Source organism: Pseudohongiella spirulinae, from assembly GCF_001444425.1.
GTDB lineage: Bacteria > Pseudomonadota > Gammaproteobacteria > Pseudomonadales > Pseudohongiellaceae > Pseudohongiella > Pseudohongiella spirulinae.
Genome location: NZ_CP013189.1, coordinates 1298017 through 1314912, shown reverse-complemented (window position 1 = coordinate 1314912; position 16896 = coordinate 1298017). Strand labels below are relative to the sequence as shown.

12 protein-coding genes and 1 tRNA gene are annotated in these 16896 nt (G+C 53.5%); 6 read left to right on the top strand and 7 right to left on the bottom strand.

Features of this window, described 5'->3' with window-relative positions; all coding sequences use genetic code 11:
- Positions 1–5: 5 nt before the first annotated feature.
- The 4 genes from PS2015_RS05965 to queA form a co-directional block, all read right to left on the bottom strand.
- A complete protein-coding gene (locus PS2015_RS05965) occupies positions 6–827 on the bottom strand; it encodes a LytR/AlgR family response regulator transcription factor (protein WP_058021361.1) in 822 nt (273 codons plus the stop codon).
- On the bottom strand, positions 814–1878 hold the full coding sequence (locus PS2015_RS05960) for a sensor histidine kinase (protein WP_058021360.1): 1065 nt from the start codon (positions 1876–1878) through the stop codon (positions 814–816). The genes PS2015_RS05965 and PS2015_RS05960 overlap by 14 nt, the downstream gene beginning before the upstream one ends.
- Positions 1879–1934: 56 nt before the next feature.
- Positions 1935–2915 (bottom strand): malate dehydrogenase, encoded by a 981-nt coding sequence (locus PS2015_RS05955; protein WP_058021359.1) that lies wholly within the window; start codon positions 2913–2915, stop codon positions 1935–1937.
- A gap of 67 nt (positions 2916–2982) precedes the next feature.
- Complete coding sequence (gene queA / locus PS2015_RS05950) at positions 2983–4029, bottom strand: tRNA preQ1(34) S-adenosylmethionine ribosyltransferase-isomerase QueA (RefSeq protein ID WP_058023171.1); 1047 nt, start codon at positions 4027–4029, stop codon at positions 2983–2985.
- A gap of 117 nt (positions 4030–4146) precedes the next feature.
- Here queA and PS2015_RS05945 point away from each other — a divergent pair.
- The 5 genes from PS2015_RS05945 to PS2015_RS05925 all read left to right on the top strand — a co-directional run bounded on the left by PS2015_RS05945 (position 4147) and on the right by PS2015_RS05925 (position 10776).
- Positions 4147–4233: transfer RNA gene (locus tag PS2015_RS05945), tRNA-Leu, on the top strand.
- Positions 4234–4411: 178 nt separating this feature from the next.
- Positions 4412–6595 carry a catalase/peroxidase HPI gene (gene katG, locus PS2015_RS05940; RefSeq protein WP_058021358.1) on the top strand — a complete coding sequence of 728 codons (2184 nt, stop codon included), beginning with the start codon at positions 4412–4414 and terminating at the stop codon, positions 6593–6595.
- Positions 6596–6611: 16 nt separating this feature from the next.
- Positions 6612–7550 (top strand): sulfurtransferase, encoded by a 939-nt coding sequence (locus PS2015_RS05935; RefSeq protein WP_058021357.1) that lies wholly within the window; start codon positions 6612–6614, stop codon positions 7548–7550.
- 6 nt (positions 7551–7556) lie between these two features.
- The gene (locus PS2015_RS05930) at positions 7557–8861 is read left to right on the top strand and encodes a YeeE/YedE family protein (protein WP_082627992.1); all 1305 of its coding nucleotides are present in this window, start codon (positions 7557–7559) and stop codon (positions 8859–8861) included.
- 118 nt (positions 8862–8979) lie between these two features.
- Positions 8980–10776, top strand: coding sequence for a cytochrome-c peroxidase (locus PS2015_RS05925; RefSeq protein ID WP_058021356.1), 1797 nt, complete (start codon positions 8980–8982; stop codon positions 10774–10776).
- Positions 10777–10779: 3 nt separating this feature from the next.
- On the opposite strand, the gene PS2015_RS05920 is transcribed toward PS2015_RS05925, so the two are convergent.
- From PS2015_RS05920 to PS2015_RS05905, 3 genes are all read right to left on the bottom strand, one after another.
- Positions 10780–12099 (bottom strand): amidohydrolase family protein, encoded by a 1320-nt coding sequence (locus PS2015_RS05920; protein WP_058021355.1) that lies wholly within the window; start codon positions 12097–12099, stop codon positions 10780–10782.
- 4 nt (positions 12100–12103) lie between these two features.
- Positions 12104–15004 (bottom strand): amidohydrolase family protein, encoded by a 2901-nt coding sequence (locus PS2015_RS05915; RefSeq protein ID WP_058021354.1) that lies wholly within the window; start codon positions 15002–15004, stop codon positions 12104–12106.
- A 341-nt stretch (positions 15005–15345) separates the two neighbouring features.
- Positions 15346–15801, bottom strand: a complete 456-nt coding sequence (locus PS2015_RS05905; RefSeq protein WP_058021352.1) for an acyl-CoA thioesterase — start codon at positions 15799–15801, stop codon at positions 15346–15348.
- A gap of 115 nt (positions 15802–15916) precedes the next feature.
- On the opposite strand from PS2015_RS05905, the gene PS2015_RS05900 reads away from it, so the two are divergent.
- Positions 15917–16807, top strand: a complete 891-nt coding sequence (locus PS2015_RS05900) for a glycosyltransferase family A protein (protein ID WP_169792275.1) — start codon at positions 15917–15919, stop codon at positions 16805–16807.
- Positions 16808–16896: the final 89 nt, after the last annotated feature.

The following is a 16896-nucleotide window of genomic DNA, read 5'->3' as shown; positions in this document are numbered from 1 at the left end:
CAGTATCAAAAGAAGTGTTTAACCTTATCCTTGTATGAACGACTCATCTTCAATGAAGCGCCACAGCTCAGCGTCAGGTGAAACTCTCCATTGATATGTGATGATACTTTTTCCACACGATCCAGGTTAACAATCGTGGAGCGATGGACACGCTGAAATATGGCCGGATCGAGCAGAGATTCAAGCTCTTTCATGGTGGTTCGCATGATATGAGTCTCGCCTTTTACATGCACACACATGTAATCACCGGCTGCGTCAATCCAGTCAATATCCCTGACTGGCACAAAGGTGGTGGAAGAACCGTCTTTAATCGCCAGCTTTTCACTGAAGCGACCCGGGCTCTGGCCACTTTTCATCAACTCGGCAATTGCCTGTTCCGATCTTCCGGTCAGCCCGATGACGATATCGAGCAACTGTCGCTTCTCTTGATCCGAACGCCCAAGCGCCAACCGTTCGCGCACTTTATCCAGTGCCTGCGCAAGTCGGGGTGTTTCTATGGGCTTTAGCAGGTAGTCAACTGCATGTACCTCGAAGGCGCTGACTGCAAACTCATCGTACGCCGTCACAAACACGATTAAAGGCATATTATCCTGTTGCAGGCTCTCAACCACCTCAAAGCCATTCATTCCGGGCATCTGGATATCCAGAAAAAGCAGATCAGGCGTCAGTTCGGCAACTGCTTCCAGTGCCTCGCGACCATTTTTACAACTTCGAACCACCTCGACACCGCCCAGCTCAGCCAGACGCAGCTCCAACCCCTGCCTGGCCAGAGTTTCATCATCAACGATTACCGCTCGCAGGGAATGCTTTTGATTATCGGATTTCATAAGGCATCACAACCGTTACCTGAAAGCCTCTGGGTTCGCGTGGCGATGATACCAGCATAAATTTATCGCCATACATTTCCTGAAGCCTGTCACGAATATTTTTCAGTCCCACCCCGATTGACGTCGGGTGATCCGACGCACCTGGACCATCATCGGCCACAGTAATACACAATTTGTCTTTCTGACAACGACTGGCGGTGATCCAGATGGTACCGCCGCTTTCGCTTCTGGCTATAGCATACTTGATTGCATTTTCTACCAATGGCTGCAGCAACATGCTCGGCACCTGCGCCTGACGTGTATCTGACTCCAGATCATACTCAACATGCAGTCGCTCCTCAAAGCGGACTTTTTCAATGTCCAGATAAAGATTGAGGCTGCTGATCTCATGATCAAGACTGACTTTATCCAGGGGATCATGTTCCAGCGAATACCTGAGAAACTTGCTAAGCCGTGTCACCATGGCATTAGCCTGATCTGTGGATTGAACCAGAATCAATGTTGAAATGGCATTCAGAGTATTAAACAGAAAATGGGGGTTCAGCTGGTATCGGAGCATGCGCAATTGTGCTTCGTGCGCCAGTGATTCGGAACGCAGGCTCTTTTCCTTTTCGCTCTGAAAGAGCTGATAATACTTAAGAAAAAAATACAGAACACTCCATATCAGCAGCAACGACATGGATACCGGTAACCAGACACTGATTGTCGCCCAGCCATAATCAGTCAAATCAACAGACGATCCGAAATCACTGTCAGTGATAAGGACTTTGATAGGCCGCCAGGCCTGAGAAGCTAACCAGCAACCGCCAAAAACCGCTAACACACGGATAGTTACGGCTGCCTCCCAGACTGCTCGATACAGGTATCTCAAGACAGTCGTCAGCGCCATGCCGATCAGCGCATCCACAACAAACACTGACACCCGTCCCAGCAGATACTCACTGGGAACAAAGGTCATATCCCGCAGCACAAGCATGACAATCCAGATACTCCAGCCAGCCAGCTGAAACATCCAGAACTGCAACTCCCTGCGCCAGTTAACGCGAATCATCGACAGAATATCCCGGCATGTCTCTCAGAATTCAACATGCCGGGATCGTATCACTGTTATGGGAGCAGATGGGCAACACCGGCCCGTTCTTCTTCAAGCTCTTTCTCGGTTTTGCTCATCAGGTCACGGCTGAAATCATTAATATCCAGGCCCTGAACAATGCTGTACTGACCGTTCTCACAAGTCACCGGAAAAGAGTAAATCAGGCCTTCGGCAATACCGTAGCTGCCATCGCTATGGATACCCATGCTCACGATCTTGCCGTTGGTACCCAGTGCCCAGTCGCGCATATGCTCGATAGCTGCATTGGCCGCTGATGCAGCCGAAGACAGACCACGCGCCTTGATGATCGCGGCGCCACGCTGCTGAACATTCGGGATGAAGGTTGATGTCAACCAGTCCATATCCACCAGATCCAGGGCTTTCCTGCCATCAACAGTGGTATGGTGGACATCAGGATATTGAGTCGCGGAGTGATTACCCCAGATGATCATGCCGTCCACATCGGTGCTGTGCTGACCGGTCTTCTCGGCCAGTTGCGCAATGGCGCGATTATGGTCGAGACGGGTCATGGCGGTGAACTGTCCCGGCTTCAGGTCAGGAGCGTTGCGATAGGCGATCAGTGCGTTAGTATTGGCCGGATTTCCAACAACCAGCACTTTCACATCACGACTGGCGTTGTCATTAATGGCCTTGCCCTGAACCGAGAAAATTGCGGCGTTGGCTTCCAGCAGATCCTTGCGTTCCATACCAGGGCCACGCGGACGTGCACCGACCAGCAGGCAGTAGTCGGCATCTTTGAATGCCACATTGGGGTCATCTGTCTGAACGAATCCCTGCACCAAAGGAAACGCACAATCTTCCAGCTCCATGACCACGCCTTTCAGCGCTTCCAGAGCAGGTGTGATTTCCAGCAGTTGCAGGATGACCGGCTGGTCCTTACCGAGCATTTCGCCGGCAGCAATTCTGAACAACAATGAATAACTGATCTGTCCTGCTGCCCCGGTGACAGCCACGCGAACGGGTGCTTTTGCCATGTTAAAACCCTTATAGATTGTCGAATTTACAATGGTACTGAAAGATTAGAGGGGCACGAGTATACCACTACCGAATGAACATGGCATCGCCGTAGCTGAAGAAGCGGTAACGCTCCTTAATGGCCTGAGCGTAAGCATTCATGATCTGCTCGCGGCATGCAAAAGCGCTGATCAGCATCATCAGTGTAGAGCGCGGCAGGTGGAAATTGGTGATCATCGCATCCACGACACGGAACTCATATCCGGGGTAAATGAAGATGTCCGTTTCACCCTGGTAAGGCAACAGATCACCGTTTGACGGACACATTTGTGCAGCTGATTCCAGGCTTCGCACAGACGTTGTTCCCACCGCTACAACCCGACCACCGCGAGCCCGGCAGGCTTTGATCTTTTGACAGGCGCTGGCCGATACGTCAATCCACTCACTGTGCATCTGATGAGATTTGATATCGTCGGTCCGCACCGGCTGAAAAGTTCCTGAACCGACATGCAAGGTGATAAACGCCATATCGACTCCCTTGTCGCGCAATGCGTCAAGCAAAGGTTCATCAAAATGCAGGCCAGCCGTCGGCGCCGCAACCGCGCCGGGGTTGCAACCATAAACTGTCTGATATCGCGTCTGATCTTCCGGCTCGTCCTGACGATCGATATATGGCGGCAGTGGCATATGCCCGAATTGTTGCAGCAGTTCCAGTGCCGATCTACTGGAGTCGAAACGAATCTTGAAAAAGGCGTCTTGCCGGCCCGTTACTTCGATCTCAAGCACGCCATCGCAGCTTGCAGATTTGACGTTGATGCGCGTACCCGCGCCAGGCGATTTGCTGGCCCGAATCTGTGCGATGGCTTCATTGTCGGACAATAGTCGCTCAATCAGTATCTCTATACGACCACCACTGGTTTTATGACCCAGCAGGCGCGCTGGCAGGACTTTGGTGTCGTTGAATACCAGCAGGTCATCAGACGTGAGCATATCCAGCAGGTCACGAAAGCTGTGATGTGATACCTCGCCAGTCATGCGATCAAGCTGCAGAAGTCGGCTGGCACTGCGGTTCTCCGCCGGATAATGAGCAATCAGCTCATCAGGCAGGTTGTAATCAAAATCGGATAATTGCATAAGGGCGGCAAGTTTGCCCGAATGCCCGACGAAAACCAAGCCCCGCATGTTTAAAAGAAGCATTGTCAGGCGTCGCAATATTGTTATAATGCGCCCCTCTGCACAACCTCACATCCTGCCGGAGTGGTGAAATTGGTAGACACGCCGGATTCAAAATCCGGTGCTAGCGATAGCGTGCCGGTTCAAGTCCGGCCTCCGGTACCATCTTCCCGCCATTGTATATTGCTTAACAAGCTGTGACGCCTCAACTGATCGCGTTTAATCGGCAATTGTGAAAATCTATTATATCTATTAATCGATTTGTCTTTTCTTCGACATACCACAGTTTTATAGTCGACCGGGTAACAACACAATTCTAATGATATGAGACTCAGGAGGAACGATGGACAGTCAGAATAACTCCGGCACCTGCCCCGTCATGCACGGCGGCAACACAAAAGTTGGCAACTCCAATATGGATTGGTGGCCCAACACGCTTAACCTGGACATCCTTCATCAGCACGACACCAAGACTAACCCGCTGGGTGAAGATTTTGATTACGCTGAAGCTTTCAAAAAACTCGATCTGGCTGCTGTGAAAGCCGATCTGACCAAACTGATGACCGACAGCCAGGAATGGTGGCCCGCCGATTGGGGGCATTACGGCGGCCTGATGATCCGTATGGCCTGGCATGCGGCCGGCACCTACCGTATTGCCGACGGTCGCGGTGGTGCAGGCACAGGCAATCAGCGTTTCGCACCTATCAACAGCTGGCCGGATAACGCTAATCTGGACAAGGCCCGCCGACTGCTGTGGCCGATCAAGAAAAAATACGGCAACAGCCTGTCCTGGGCAGACCTGATGATTCTGGCCGGCAATGTTGCATACGAATCCATGGGCCTGAAGACGTTTGGCTTTGGCGGCGGCCGGGCCGATATCTGGCATCCGGAAAAAGATATCTACTGGGGTTCTGAAAAGGAATGGCTGGCTCCCAGTGACAATCCCGACAGCCGTTACTCCGGTGAGCGTGATCTGGAGAACCCGCTGGCGGCTGTCATGATGGGTCTGATCTACGTGAACCCGGAAGGCGTCGACGGCAATCCAGATCCACTTAAAACTGCCAAAGACGTGCGCGAAACTTTTGCCCGAATGGCCATGAATGATGAAGAAACTGTCGCCCTGACCGCCGGTGGTCACACTGTCGGAAAATGTCACGGTAACGGCAAAGCTGATTTGCTCGGCTCCGAACCGGAGGGTGCCGACGTTGAGGAACAGGGGCTTGGCTGGAATAACCACACCACCCGTGGTGTGGGCCGCGACACCGTAACCAGTGGTCTGGAAGGCGCCTGGACAACACATCCAACTCAGTGGGATAACGGCTATTTCCACCTGTTGCTCAATCACGAGTGGGAACTGAAAAAGAGCCCCGCCGGTGCATGGCAATGGGAACCCATCAACATGAAGGAAGAAGACAAACCAGTTGATGTGGAAGACATGACAACCCGTTACAACCCCATCATGACCGACGCCGACATGGCCATGAAAATGGATCCGGAGTATCGCAAGATCTCCGAACGATTCTACAAGGATCCAGACTATTTCACAGAAGTCTTTGCCCGCGCCTGGTTCAAACTGACGCACCGTGATCTGGGCCCCAAGAGCCGCTATCTGGGTCCGGAGGTTCCGGCCGAAGACCTGATCTGGCAGGATCCGGTGCCCAGCGTGGACTACACACTGAGCGATGGGGAAATCGCCGAATTGAAGGCCAAAATCCTGTCCAGCGGACTGAGCATTTCAGACCTGGTCAGCACGGCCTGGGACAGTGCCCGCACTTTCCGCGGTTCCGATTACCGGGGCGGTGCCAATGGCGCACGTATCCGTCTTGCGCCGCAAAAAGACTGGGAAGGCAATGAGCCTCAACGTCTGCAGAAAGTATTGGGCGCTCTGTCGGAGTTGCAGGCTGGATTGAGTAAACCAGTCAGCATGGCCGACCTGATTGTCCTTGGCGGCACAGCAGCGGTTGAGAAGGCGGCCCGTGATGCCGGTGTGGATATCACCGTACCATTTGCACCCGGTCGAGGTGATGCCACCGATGAGATGACCGATGCAGACTCTTTCGAACCACTGGAACCGATTCACGACGGCTATCGCAACTGGGTTAAAAAAGACTACGTTGTGTCACCCGAAGAGCTGCTGCTTGATCGCACCCAGCTGATGGGCCTGACAGCCCATCAGATGACAGCGCTGATCGGTGGATTGAGAGTGCTAGGAACCAACCATGGCGGCACAAAGCATGGTGTCTTTACCGATCGCCCGGGCGTGCTCAGCAATGACTTTTTTGTCAACCTGACTGACATGAACTACACATGGAAGCCAACCGGCAAAAATCTCTATGAGATCTGTGACCGCAAGAGCGGCAAGGCCAAATGGACGGCAACACGAGTCGATCTGGTATTCGGATCGAACTCGATATTACGTGCCTATGCTGAGGTCTACGCGCAGGATGACAACAAGGAAAAGTTTGTCAGAGACTTTGTGAAAGCATGGACTCACGTTATGAATGCTGACCGATTTGATCTGAAATAGATCAGGAAGCTGTTGCGTGCATCGATTCAGAAAACAACTGTTGGCTGTGCTGCTGTATCTGTTCAGTTCCGGGGCAGCAGCACAGTCCTGGTCGGTTTTGATCGATCCGGCGCAGCTTCGGCAGCTTATCAGCAACGAACCGATGCTGAGAATCATCCAGGTGACCGGGGATTATCAACAAGGCCACATACCTGGCTCTGTATATGCTGCTTATTCCCGGTTCAGGGGGCCGGCAAATAACGCCGGCCAACTGCCAGAGCCTGCTGATCTGCAAGCCTTGATCCGCTCGCTGGGCATCGATCGCCAAACCCCGGTGATCGTCGTTCATCAAGGTAGCAACGCCTCTGATATGGGTGCTGCAACCCGAGTTTACTGGACATTGAAATCTGCCGGCATTTCACAATTGGCCGTACTGAATGGTGGATTGAATGCCTGGCGCGATGCTGGCCTTTCTTTAAGCACAGAACCTGTAACGGTTGCCAACTCCAATTTTACCCTGCAATGGCGCGATGACTGGCGCATCAGCACCGCACAATTAGCTCAGCGCCTTGATGACCCGGCCCTGAATCTGGTTGACGCGCGTCCTGTCGATTTTTATTTCGGTCAACAATACAGCGCCAGCCGTCCCGGCACTATAAGAGGCGCAGAGAACATAAGTTACAACCAGTGGTTTGAGAACGCAGCCTTGAAAACCGCCAATGAGCTGCGCAACCTGGTGCAGCAAAGCGGGCTGGACAGCAATCAACAACAAGTCGCGTTCTGCAACACCGGCCACTGGGGCTCCCTCAACTGGTTTGTGATGAGCGAAATCGCTGGATTGCCTGATACCCGTTTGTACGCCGAAAGCGTATTCGAGTGGTCTGCACAAGCTCTGCCCATGGATCATCAGCCAGGACGCATAAAACATTACTGGTCCATGACTCGGGACTGGATCAGATCGTTGATAGGGGGTTAACAGTTCATGACGCTGACCCCTGCCGCCTCCAGAGTCGGTCTGCTGGCCTGTTTGTTGCTGATCATCTCCGCCACTTTTGCTTATGCTGGCCCCAGGTCAGCTTTGCTGATGGCCATCGGGCTGGGTTTCGGGCTGACCCTCGAGGGTCTCAGATTCGGCTTTGCAGGCCCATGGCGGCAGCTGATTGTGGACCGCGACAGTCGCGGCATGGTGGCGCAGTTAATGGCCATCGCCGTGACAGCAGCCGTCTGTTTTCCATTGTTGGCGATCGCCAGTGAAGAACTCAGCGGCGCACATGCCCCGATTGGCCTGGCGATGATCGTCGGTGCTTTTGTGTTTGGCGCCACCATGCAGGTCGTATTGGGTTGTGGGTCCGGCACCCTGGTCAATGCCGCAAGTGGAAATTTTGTCGCCTTGCTGGCATTGCCCGGTTTCGTTGCCGGCAGTTTTCTGGCAACGTTGCACCTGGACTGGTGGACCGGGTTTGGCACCCTGCCTGTGCTTAGCCTGCAAGGCCTGTTTGGCACCGCAGGCGGGTTGCTGTTGACTCTCAGCGGCCTGATGCTCCTGCTTGTAATTGCCCTGATACGGGCACGCGCCGGTCTCCGCCTACCGGGTAGCCGCTTATGGCTGGCGGCCATGCTACTGGCAATTCTGGCTGTATTGCACCTGGTCATCAGCGGTCAAAGCTGGGGGATTGTGTACGGCCTGGGTTTGTGGGGCGCCAAGCTCTCGCAAGCTGGCGGACTGGACCTGGCTACCACCGCTTACTGGTCAGCAACTACCAACGCGGAACGCCTGCAGCAGTCAGTTTTCACAGATGTCACCTCGCTGACTAATATCGGTATCATGCTGGGTGCGTTTATCGTCATGCAATGGCGCCGCGCCGGGCATAACGCTAAATCTGACACACAGACCGAAACTTCAGTGCAGATTGTTATAGCCATGTTGTTGGCAGGGCTGGTGCTTGGCTACAGTTCCCGCATTGCCTTTGGCTGTAATGTAGGCGCCTATTTCAGCGGCATAGCCACTGGCAGCCTGCATGGTTGGGTCTGGCTGATCGCCGCCTTTGCGGGTGCCATCCTGGGCGTCAGAATACGGACACGTTTGCAGACCACCGCAAGTAGCCGAGCAGAATCTCACCGGCCACCGACACGGCAAGTCAGCGCCATTTATACACTTGTACTACTGACCGCGTTGTTGATCACCGATTATCGCAACGCTCGTATTCTCAACCCCTTTGCTGCGCCACCACCGGCCGCGTTAGGATCCGGCCTGCAACCGCAAGGCGCGCATTGTACCGACTTCTGACAAACAGCGATTCAACATTTCCTGCGACAAATTGACCCAGCGCATTGCTATTGATCAAAAGCCGCGCATAATAAGCTTATAACTGTTAAAGCTAACATGACCCAGGAGCAATCAATATATGCGCCAAGCCATCAGCAAAACACTGTTGTTCGTTGCAGTAAGCGGCGCAGTGTCTATATCCTCAGCTCAGACACAGGAGGCTGGTGTTGATAGCGCTCACATCGCGTTTCTGCAGGCATTGGGTGAGCCTGCACTGATCGGCGCCAATGCCGACCATGAACTTGCACCCACCGCTTACCGGCCCGTTCCCGCTTTCCGGCAGGATCAACTTGATGCAGACAAACTCCGACTGGGCTTTGACCTGTTTCACGAGCGCCGCCTGTCAGTGGATAACAGTGTAGGATGCAACAGCTGTCATTCCGGCATGTTTGGCGGTACCGACGGTCGCACCGTATCTACCGGTGCCAATGGCGCGCAAGGCCTGCTGAATGCGCCGACAACATTTAATGCGGCCTATAACTTCCGGCAATTCTGGGACGGACGCGCTGTGACCCTGTCCGATCAGGCATTGGGGCCAATTGAAAACGACCTGGAAATGGCACACAGCCTGTCGGCTGTCCTGCAGATGCTTGAACAGGACAGCAACTATCCCGACGAGTTTTCCAAAGTCTATCCGGACGGCATCAGTGTCAATAATATGGCCGACGCCATTGCCTATTTCCAGACAGTAAATTTCAGCCGCTCCACCACGCCTTTTGTCCGCCATCTTGATGGTCAGACTGGTCAACTCAGCGAGCAGGCGCTGCGTGGCTGGCAGCGCTTTGACGAGGTCGGATGCTTATCCTGCCACAACGGTATCAACCTGGGTGGCAACTCCTACCAGACACTGGGCGCCGCTCTGGATTATTTTGTTGAACATCGGGTCGCCGGACCCGCCGACAACGGTGTTTTCAACCGCACGCAGCGCGAAGAAGATCTCCACCTGTTCAAAGTACCGACCCTGCACGGTGTCGCCGAAACAGCCCCCTACTTTCATGATGGCAGCATCGACACGCTGGAGGCGGCTATCGAAGAAATGGGTGAACACCAGCTCGGGCGCATGCTTAGCGAGCAAGATGTAGAAGATATTGCCGCTTTCCTGCGCAGTCTGGGAGGACGCCCGATGGGCATGGCCATGGGCAGCATGGGCATGGGACGCGGCATGGGCATGCGTCAGCCCCAAACTCAAGGACAGGGACACGGACAGGAACACAACCATGAAATGAATCACGGCGGCCAGGGCATGGGTCGTGGTCAGGGCATGAACCACGGTTCAGGAAGCCAGGGTGGCGGCATGCATCATGATCAAGGCCGCATGAGTAGACATGGCAGCATGCCAGGTGCGATGGGCAGTAATGACGGCACAGGCAGTGCACCAGAAAACCCGTCATCAATCACCATCACCACCAGCCACCAGAAAGCATACGCAATAGCCATCCAGGTCGCAGAATCAGCGCCGGAGCGACTGATCGCTGAAATGCAGAAAGTCGTTCAGGATGAGGTTAAGAACTATGACTTTCTGCAGTTTGAACACCTTGAATTGATTCGCCACGCTCGTGCTCTGCAACATACGCCAGCGACACTGAGTTCAGCGCAGGCCGCAGGTTTGGCTCAAGCGGCAGAGCAGTTACTGGAGCAGGCACACAAGCTGGAGTGGATCATCGCAGACTTTCTGCGCGCTGTTGCCATGCGCAAAATAATGGAGAGCCACATCGAGGAACCCGAGCTCAGTGAGCTGGCGGCCGAACTGGGTGACCCGGTACAGCAGCGCGACAACTACCAGCGTGTGGCATTAAACCTGATAGGTGATATGCAGGAAACAGGGATCAGTGAACTGGCTGCCGGGATGCGTCGACTGTATTCCGACAGCCAGTAAACCTCAGGGTTGAGCGGACTCCAGCGGCTGAGTGGAGTAGCGCTCCAGATAGCGTTCATAAAGCTGTTGTTGTGTACCATTCAGATCAATCAGGCGTCCTTGAATAAAGGCTTCCTGAACCTGACTGGTGCGCATATCCAGCGCATCTCCCAGCGAGATAAAAAACGTTGCATCCTTGCCGGTCTCCAACGTTCCGATACGATCATCAACGCCCAGTATCTGCGCCGTATGGCTGGTCACCATAGAAAGCGCCGTTTCCCGATCCAGACCATGCGCAGCGGCAGTGCCCGCGTAAAAAGGCAAATTGCGCTGCGAGTCGAGGGCTGACTCGCCACCGCCGATACTGACAAGAACGCCGGCATCGTGTAACTCGAAGGGAATCTTGAAGGGTTCGTCAATGTCATACCATTCTCGCGCTGGCAGGCTATGCACCGACTCATAAATCACGGCGACATCGGCATCACGTAACAGATCCACTACTTTCATGGCGTCACGCCCCCCGACCACCACCAGTTTTTCAACTCCATAGCGCTGAGCAAACTGCACGCTGGCAACAATATCGCGGGCGTTGTCAGCATGTAAAAACAGACTCGCCTCACCCGAAAACAGCGGTTGCATGGCCTCCAGGTTCAGATTAACCGGCTGACCGGAATAGCTCAGTGCGTTTCGAAACAGGGCGTGCAACATTTCGACCTGTTGGGCGTACTCTTCATTGTCCACCGTTTCAAATTGGCCACTGATCTCGTTACGTTCGCGCCGGGTACGCGCCGGCCAGTGCAGATGCTGGGCAATATCACTCTTAAGCATGGCATCTTCCCAGTTCCAACCATCCAGTTTCAGCACACTGGAACGCCCGGCAATCAAACCACCAAGCGGTGCAATCTGGGCAGTCAATATACCGTTAAAGCGAAACGTCGGTATCAACTCTGAATCTGTATTGTAGGCGATCGCCGAGCGCACGCTGGCATTTATGTCACCTTCTTCTTCCGTATCGTTGGTGGCGCGCAGGTTGGCAACTTCCAGCAAGCCCAGACTTGAGTTGGGAAGAATAAACCCAGGGTACACATGGCGCCCTTGCACGTTAATGACCTGATGATTAAAAAATTCCGGACGGTTGGCATCCGTTCCCACATAGGTGATCACACCCTGGTCAAATGCTAACACGCCGTTTTCGATAATCTGGCCATTGCCGACGTGAATGACCGCCCCCGTGATCGCGATTGGCTCGCTCTGCTCAGCGGCTGGCTCGGGCACGATGGCGCTTACTTGTGATACTGCAAAAGTCACCAAACCTATCAGAGAGTTGCGAATTGATTTTTTCATGGTCTTACTCTCCCTTCTTGGCAACGATGGAAGCGATGATACGGGCGCGCTCATCGGCTATTTGCTGTCGCAGTTCTCGGTCGCGCTCACGATCATAGTAAGGCACACCATCAACCCAGGTGGTCTGGGCCCGCGCGTAAACAGACAGAGGATGCTCGTCCCACAGCACCAGATCTGCATCTTTACCTACCTGGATACTGCCCATACGATCATCCAGATGCAGCAGCTTGGCAGGGTTCAGCGTGATCATCTTCAGCGCATCGGTCTCACTGACGTTACCATATTTGACCATTTTGCCCGCTTCCTGATTCAGCCGCCGGGACATTTCTGCATCATCGGAATTCAGGGCGACCACCACACCCGCCTCCTGCATCAAGGCCGCATTGTAGGGAATGGCATAACGCACTTCCCACTTAAACGCCCACCAGTCGGAGAATGTGGAACCACCGGCACCATGTGCAGCCATTTTGTCAGCGACTTTGTAACCTTCCAGGATATGGGTAAAAGTATTAATCCGGAAATCAAAACTTTCTGCCATGTGCATCATCATATTGATTTCCGACTGCACATAGGAGTGGTTAGTCACGTAGCGCTCGCCGTTCAGGATTTCAAGCATCGCTTCGTGCACCAGATCCCGCCGCGGCATTATTGCATTGCGTCGTTGTGATGCCGACAGGCTGTTGTACTCATCCCAGCGCCGCGCATAAGCCTGTGCTTCTGTGAAAGCATTCACATAAACCTGCTCGACACCCATGCGTGATTGCGGGTAACGAATTGACGCCGGGTTAGTGCTGCGTTTGACGTTTTCGCCCAGGGCAAATTTGATGAACTTTGGCGCATCATCCATGGCCAGCTCGTCGGGTGTACCACCCCAGTGGAATTTGATCAGAGATGACTGTCCGCCAATCGGGTTGGCTGAGCCATGCAATTGCTGGGCAGCAACAACACCGCCCGCCAGATTGCGATAGATATTCACATCCTGTGAGTTCACCACATCGCTCATGCGAACCATACTGGAATTGGTCGCCACCTCATTAATGCTGAACAGTGCGATATGGGTGTGCTCGTCAATGATGCCGGGCGTCAGATGCTTTCCTGTGCCATCGATCTCGAGCACATTCCCGCCATTCAGGTTCTCCCCAACAGCAGCAATTTTGCCATCACGCACCAACACATCAGTCACCAGGGTGCCAATATCTTCATTAGTCCAGACGGTAGCATTACGAATGACCATGTCCTGCTGCTGTGGACGAGTTTCTGTACCATAAGCTGCAAACGGATAAATAACCGGAGAAGGCAGCTCGGCGCTCCGCGCCACTATCTCAGAAACTTCAGCTTCTGTTGTCAGTTCCGAGTTAAAGGTAAGCTGCCAGTTCAATGGCTCGCCGCGAACATTCTGTCCGCTGCCCTGCCAGCCGGTTTCCGTTGGCCAGCCACTCAGTCGTATCGGTGCCTCAGCGCCTTCCCAGGTTACAGTCAGATTAATGAGCTCATCGGTCAGGTTTACACCAAGATCTGCGCCTTCAGCGCTGGCTTCGACTTTGCCACTGCTGTCAAAGTCAAGCGTCACACTCAACGTACGGTTGTCCGCGGCCAGCAGATAAACGCCGCGGCGCTCGTCAAGCCCACTGTCAATCACATAACGATCGCCGCGCACCCAATTTTCCAGAATGCGCGTACCGTCCTGGAACAAAGGGCCGGATGTCACTACTATATTGGCCAATGTATTGGGGGAAATTTGACCTACAAGTTCCTGCACGCCCAGCATCTCAGCCGGCACAGTGGTAATCGCAGCAATAGCAGCTGACTTCGGCAATCCATTGGCAACCGCCTGATTCAGCCTGTCCCAGAATTTATCTCCCGCGCCTGCACTGGTGATCGCAAACTCGACACCCGCTTCATGCAAAAGGCGCAGATTGTATGGCGCCAGTTCCCAATGTTTCAGATCGTAAAAAGACACCTCATCAGCTACAAAAGGGTCAGCGACATCCGGTGCTTCGGGTTGCGTCAAAGGAACAATAAATCGCGCACCAGTCTGCGCCAGCGCATCTGCCTGTTGATAGAGATCCGGCTGAGCTTTGATGATGTAACGCGTGTCAAACTCTTGGGCCACCTTGTGAACTGTCAATGCCTGGTGCCAGTTCTGTACTTCCATGATCTGTGGCAGAGATTGCGTGCGCAGCCAGCCTTCCAGTGACTCATCGGCAAACGGTCTGGGATCATGCTGAGCGTACCAGTCAGCATCCAGGTAAGTCTGACGCAGCAACGCGACCGAACCCATCAGTGACACCGGAATCGTCTGCCGCGAGCTGCCCTTGTTTAATGAATAATGCGCCGCTGCATCAGCGACCAGCACTGATTCATTGGCATTATCATCACTCAGGGTAACAAATGCCGAGGTGCCCCGCGCAATTCCATCAGCATGATGAGTCAGTACAGTGGAAAAACCCAGATTACGCAGGGTCTCACGTTGCTCCTGGTCTGGCTTGAAGTTCAGCACCGCACGCTCATGCGAGCGAATTGCATCATTAACATTCAGAGCCTGTCCGCTGGACTGCAACACCTCGGCACCACCACCGCTGGCAGGACGCCCCGGCGCTGGCAGACCATAACCCGTGTAAATATCAATAAATCCGGGGTATAGATACCGACCAGCCATGTCTATTTCAAAAAAACCGTCCGGCGCCTGCCCGTTACTGCTGACAGATATGATCTGCCCGTTCTCAAACAAGACAACAGCGTTCTCCTGATAGCTTCCGTCAGGTTGATACACTGTTGCACCAGTTAATGCCACCGCATCTCTGCGATGATCGGCAATTCCGTTGGGCGTGGCTGTTTCCTGCGCGGTTGTCACCCATGTGACAGCCATCGCTGCCAGGCCGATGGCCAACAAGCTAGGTTTCATAATTTACCCCGGGATTCTGATGTTTCAGATAATTGAGTCGATTTATTCTGGCGTTCACTATGTGGCGTACCTGCACAGCTTTCGCCGGTATACATACCCGCCAAAAACTGTGACAGGCCGTAAAAAAAGCGCCGCACAGGCCCGCGCGGGGGCGCAACCCCCAGATTTATTTCCTTGATGGACAGGCGTTTACCGTCAAGCGTCGCCTGTGTTTGCTCAGTCTCGCTGTCAGGGGACATATACCTCGCCCTGCTTTATCACAAGTGCAATCTTTTGGAATACCGTTATATCCTGCACCGGATCGCCATCAACTGCAAATAATGCCAGCAGACTTTCGGATATCAATCGCATAACGACCCTTTTTCACCAATCACAGCGCCCCCATATCGGGAAATGAATTCTTCAGGCATCCGTTTCGCCCGGCCCGAACTTAGCTCCATACAGACAAAAGTACTCTGTGCCCGTAGAAGCGTCAGACCGTCGTCTGGTCGGGTAATCTGAAAATGCCGGGTCAGGCGCAATTTGCCGTCAGATTTCACAATCCAGGTTGCCACCTGAATTTGCTCATTGGCAAACGCTGCCGCTAAATAGTCAATCTCATGACGCAGCACTACCATGGCCCGGTCCAGCCGCCGATAGTCACACATGGATAGATGCAGAGATTCAGAATGACGCCATGCACAAATCTCCATCCATCGCACGTAAGTCGCATTATTGACGTGCCCAAGCTCATCTATATCCCCCGCCGATACCTTAATACTCAAGATAAATGGCTGCGGGTGGTCCCAATCAGGCATAACTAACTCCATTCCTCCCTCTGGCGGACAATTAACCCTGAAATCTCCGGACATTACAAGTAAAATGCCGCAACTCACACGTGCACGTCAAAAATCAGATCGGGTATCACCAACCATGGATATTTTTGTATTTTCCTATAACCGCGGTGCCTTTCTACAGAATTGCATCGATTCGCTGCTCAGGCATGCCCGAGGTAGCAGAATCTGCATTGTTGACGATCACAGCGATTGTCCGGACACCCGGGCCTACCTGGCAAGTCTGCCTGCTGGTGTCGAGCTGATATATGGCCAGGTAAAAGACGGTGCCCGGCACGGCGGGCTGTATAACAATATGCAACGGGCACTGGATAACTGTCAGGATGAGCTGATCTTTTTTATTCAGGATGACATGCAGGTTGTCAGAGATATTGATGATGAAGACCTGCGTTATATCAACGACTTTTTCACCCACTACCCCGACGCTGCCTTCCTGCATCCCATGTTTCTGCGCGGTCGTCGTAATCGTCGTGACAAACGAATCACGAGACTGGAATCCGGATTTCCGGTGTACTTCCGCGAACAGCCGGAAAAGAAAAATCACCGCGACCTGACCTATGTAGACGGCGTCATTGCCCATGCCAACCGCCTGAAGGCAGCGAACTGGCAATTCGTGGAAGGCGAAGCCGCCAATGCCAATCAGGCGGCCCCATTGTTCGGCAAGATGGGCATCTGGCCGTTTCCGGTGGCAATGTTTTTGCCAGAAGTGCCGGTTTACCGGGGCAAACACAAGACCTGGGCCGTCAGCAAAGCCGAACAATTGGCGGGCACAACACCCAAGGCATTTATTCCGATGAGCCAGGAAGACACTTCACGCCTCAGAGCGCGCGACCTGCGCGAACTCCCGGTTGCTGAAGACTTTCTGCAATGCTCAGTACCCGTGAAACGTCCGTTTCACTATAGTGTGGTTAATGTCTACCCTGCGCTAAGGGCGCTTCACAAACTGCAACAGCTAATTTCCAGGCGCTAGAAGTCATTTCAGAACAATAAGTTGATACGCATCAAAAAACTGTTTGTTCAATAAGACTAGCCTCACAGTTCAGACAACCACTCAGATTG

Excerpts from the sequence above, each read along its gene's own strand:
- PS2015_RS05915 (WP_058021354.1), bottom strand. The coding sequence starts at position 15,004 with ATGAAACCTAGCTTGTTGGCCATCGGCCTGGCAGCGATGGCTGTCACA.
- PS2015_RS05930 (WP_082627992.1), top strand. The coding sequence starts at position 7,557 with ATGACGCTGACCCCTGCCGCCTCCAGAGTCGGTCTGCTGGCCTGTTTG.
- queA (WP_058023171.1), bottom strand. The coding sequence starts at position 4,029 with ATGCAATTATCCGATTTTGATTACAACCTGCCTGATGAGCTGATTGCT.
- PS2015_RS05925 (WP_058021356.1), top strand. The coding sequence starts at position 8,980 with ATGCGCCAAGCCATCAGCAAAACACTGTTGTTCGTTGCAGTAAGCGGC.
- PS2015_RS05900 (WP_169792275.1), top strand. The coding sequence starts at position 15,917 with ATGGATATTTTTGTATTTTCCTATAACCGCGGTGCCTTTCTACAGAAT.
- PS2015_RS05960 (WP_058021360.1), bottom strand. The coding sequence starts at position 1,878 with ATGATTCGCGTTAACTGGCGCAGGGAGTTGCAGTTCTGGATGTTTCAG.
- PS2015_RS05955 (WP_058021359.1), bottom strand. The coding sequence starts at position 2,915 with ATGGCAAAAGCACCCGTTCGCGTGGCTGTCACCGGGGCAGCAGGACAG.
- katG (WP_058021358.1), top strand. The coding sequence starts at position 4,412 with ATGGACAGTCAGAATAACTCCGGCACCTGCCCCGTCATGCACGGCGGC.
- PS2015_RS05965 (WP_058021361.1), bottom strand. The coding sequence starts at position 827 with ATGAAATCCGATAATCAAAAGCATTCCCTGCGAGCGGTAATCGTTGAT.
- PS2015_RS05920 (WP_058021355.1), bottom strand. The coding sequence starts at position 12,099 with ATGAAAAAATCAATTCGCAACTCTCTGATAGGTTTGGTGACTTTTGCA.
- PS2015_RS05905 (WP_058021352.1), bottom strand. The coding sequence starts at position 15,801 with ATGCCTGATTGGGACCACCCGCAGCCATTTATCTTGAGTATTAAGGTA.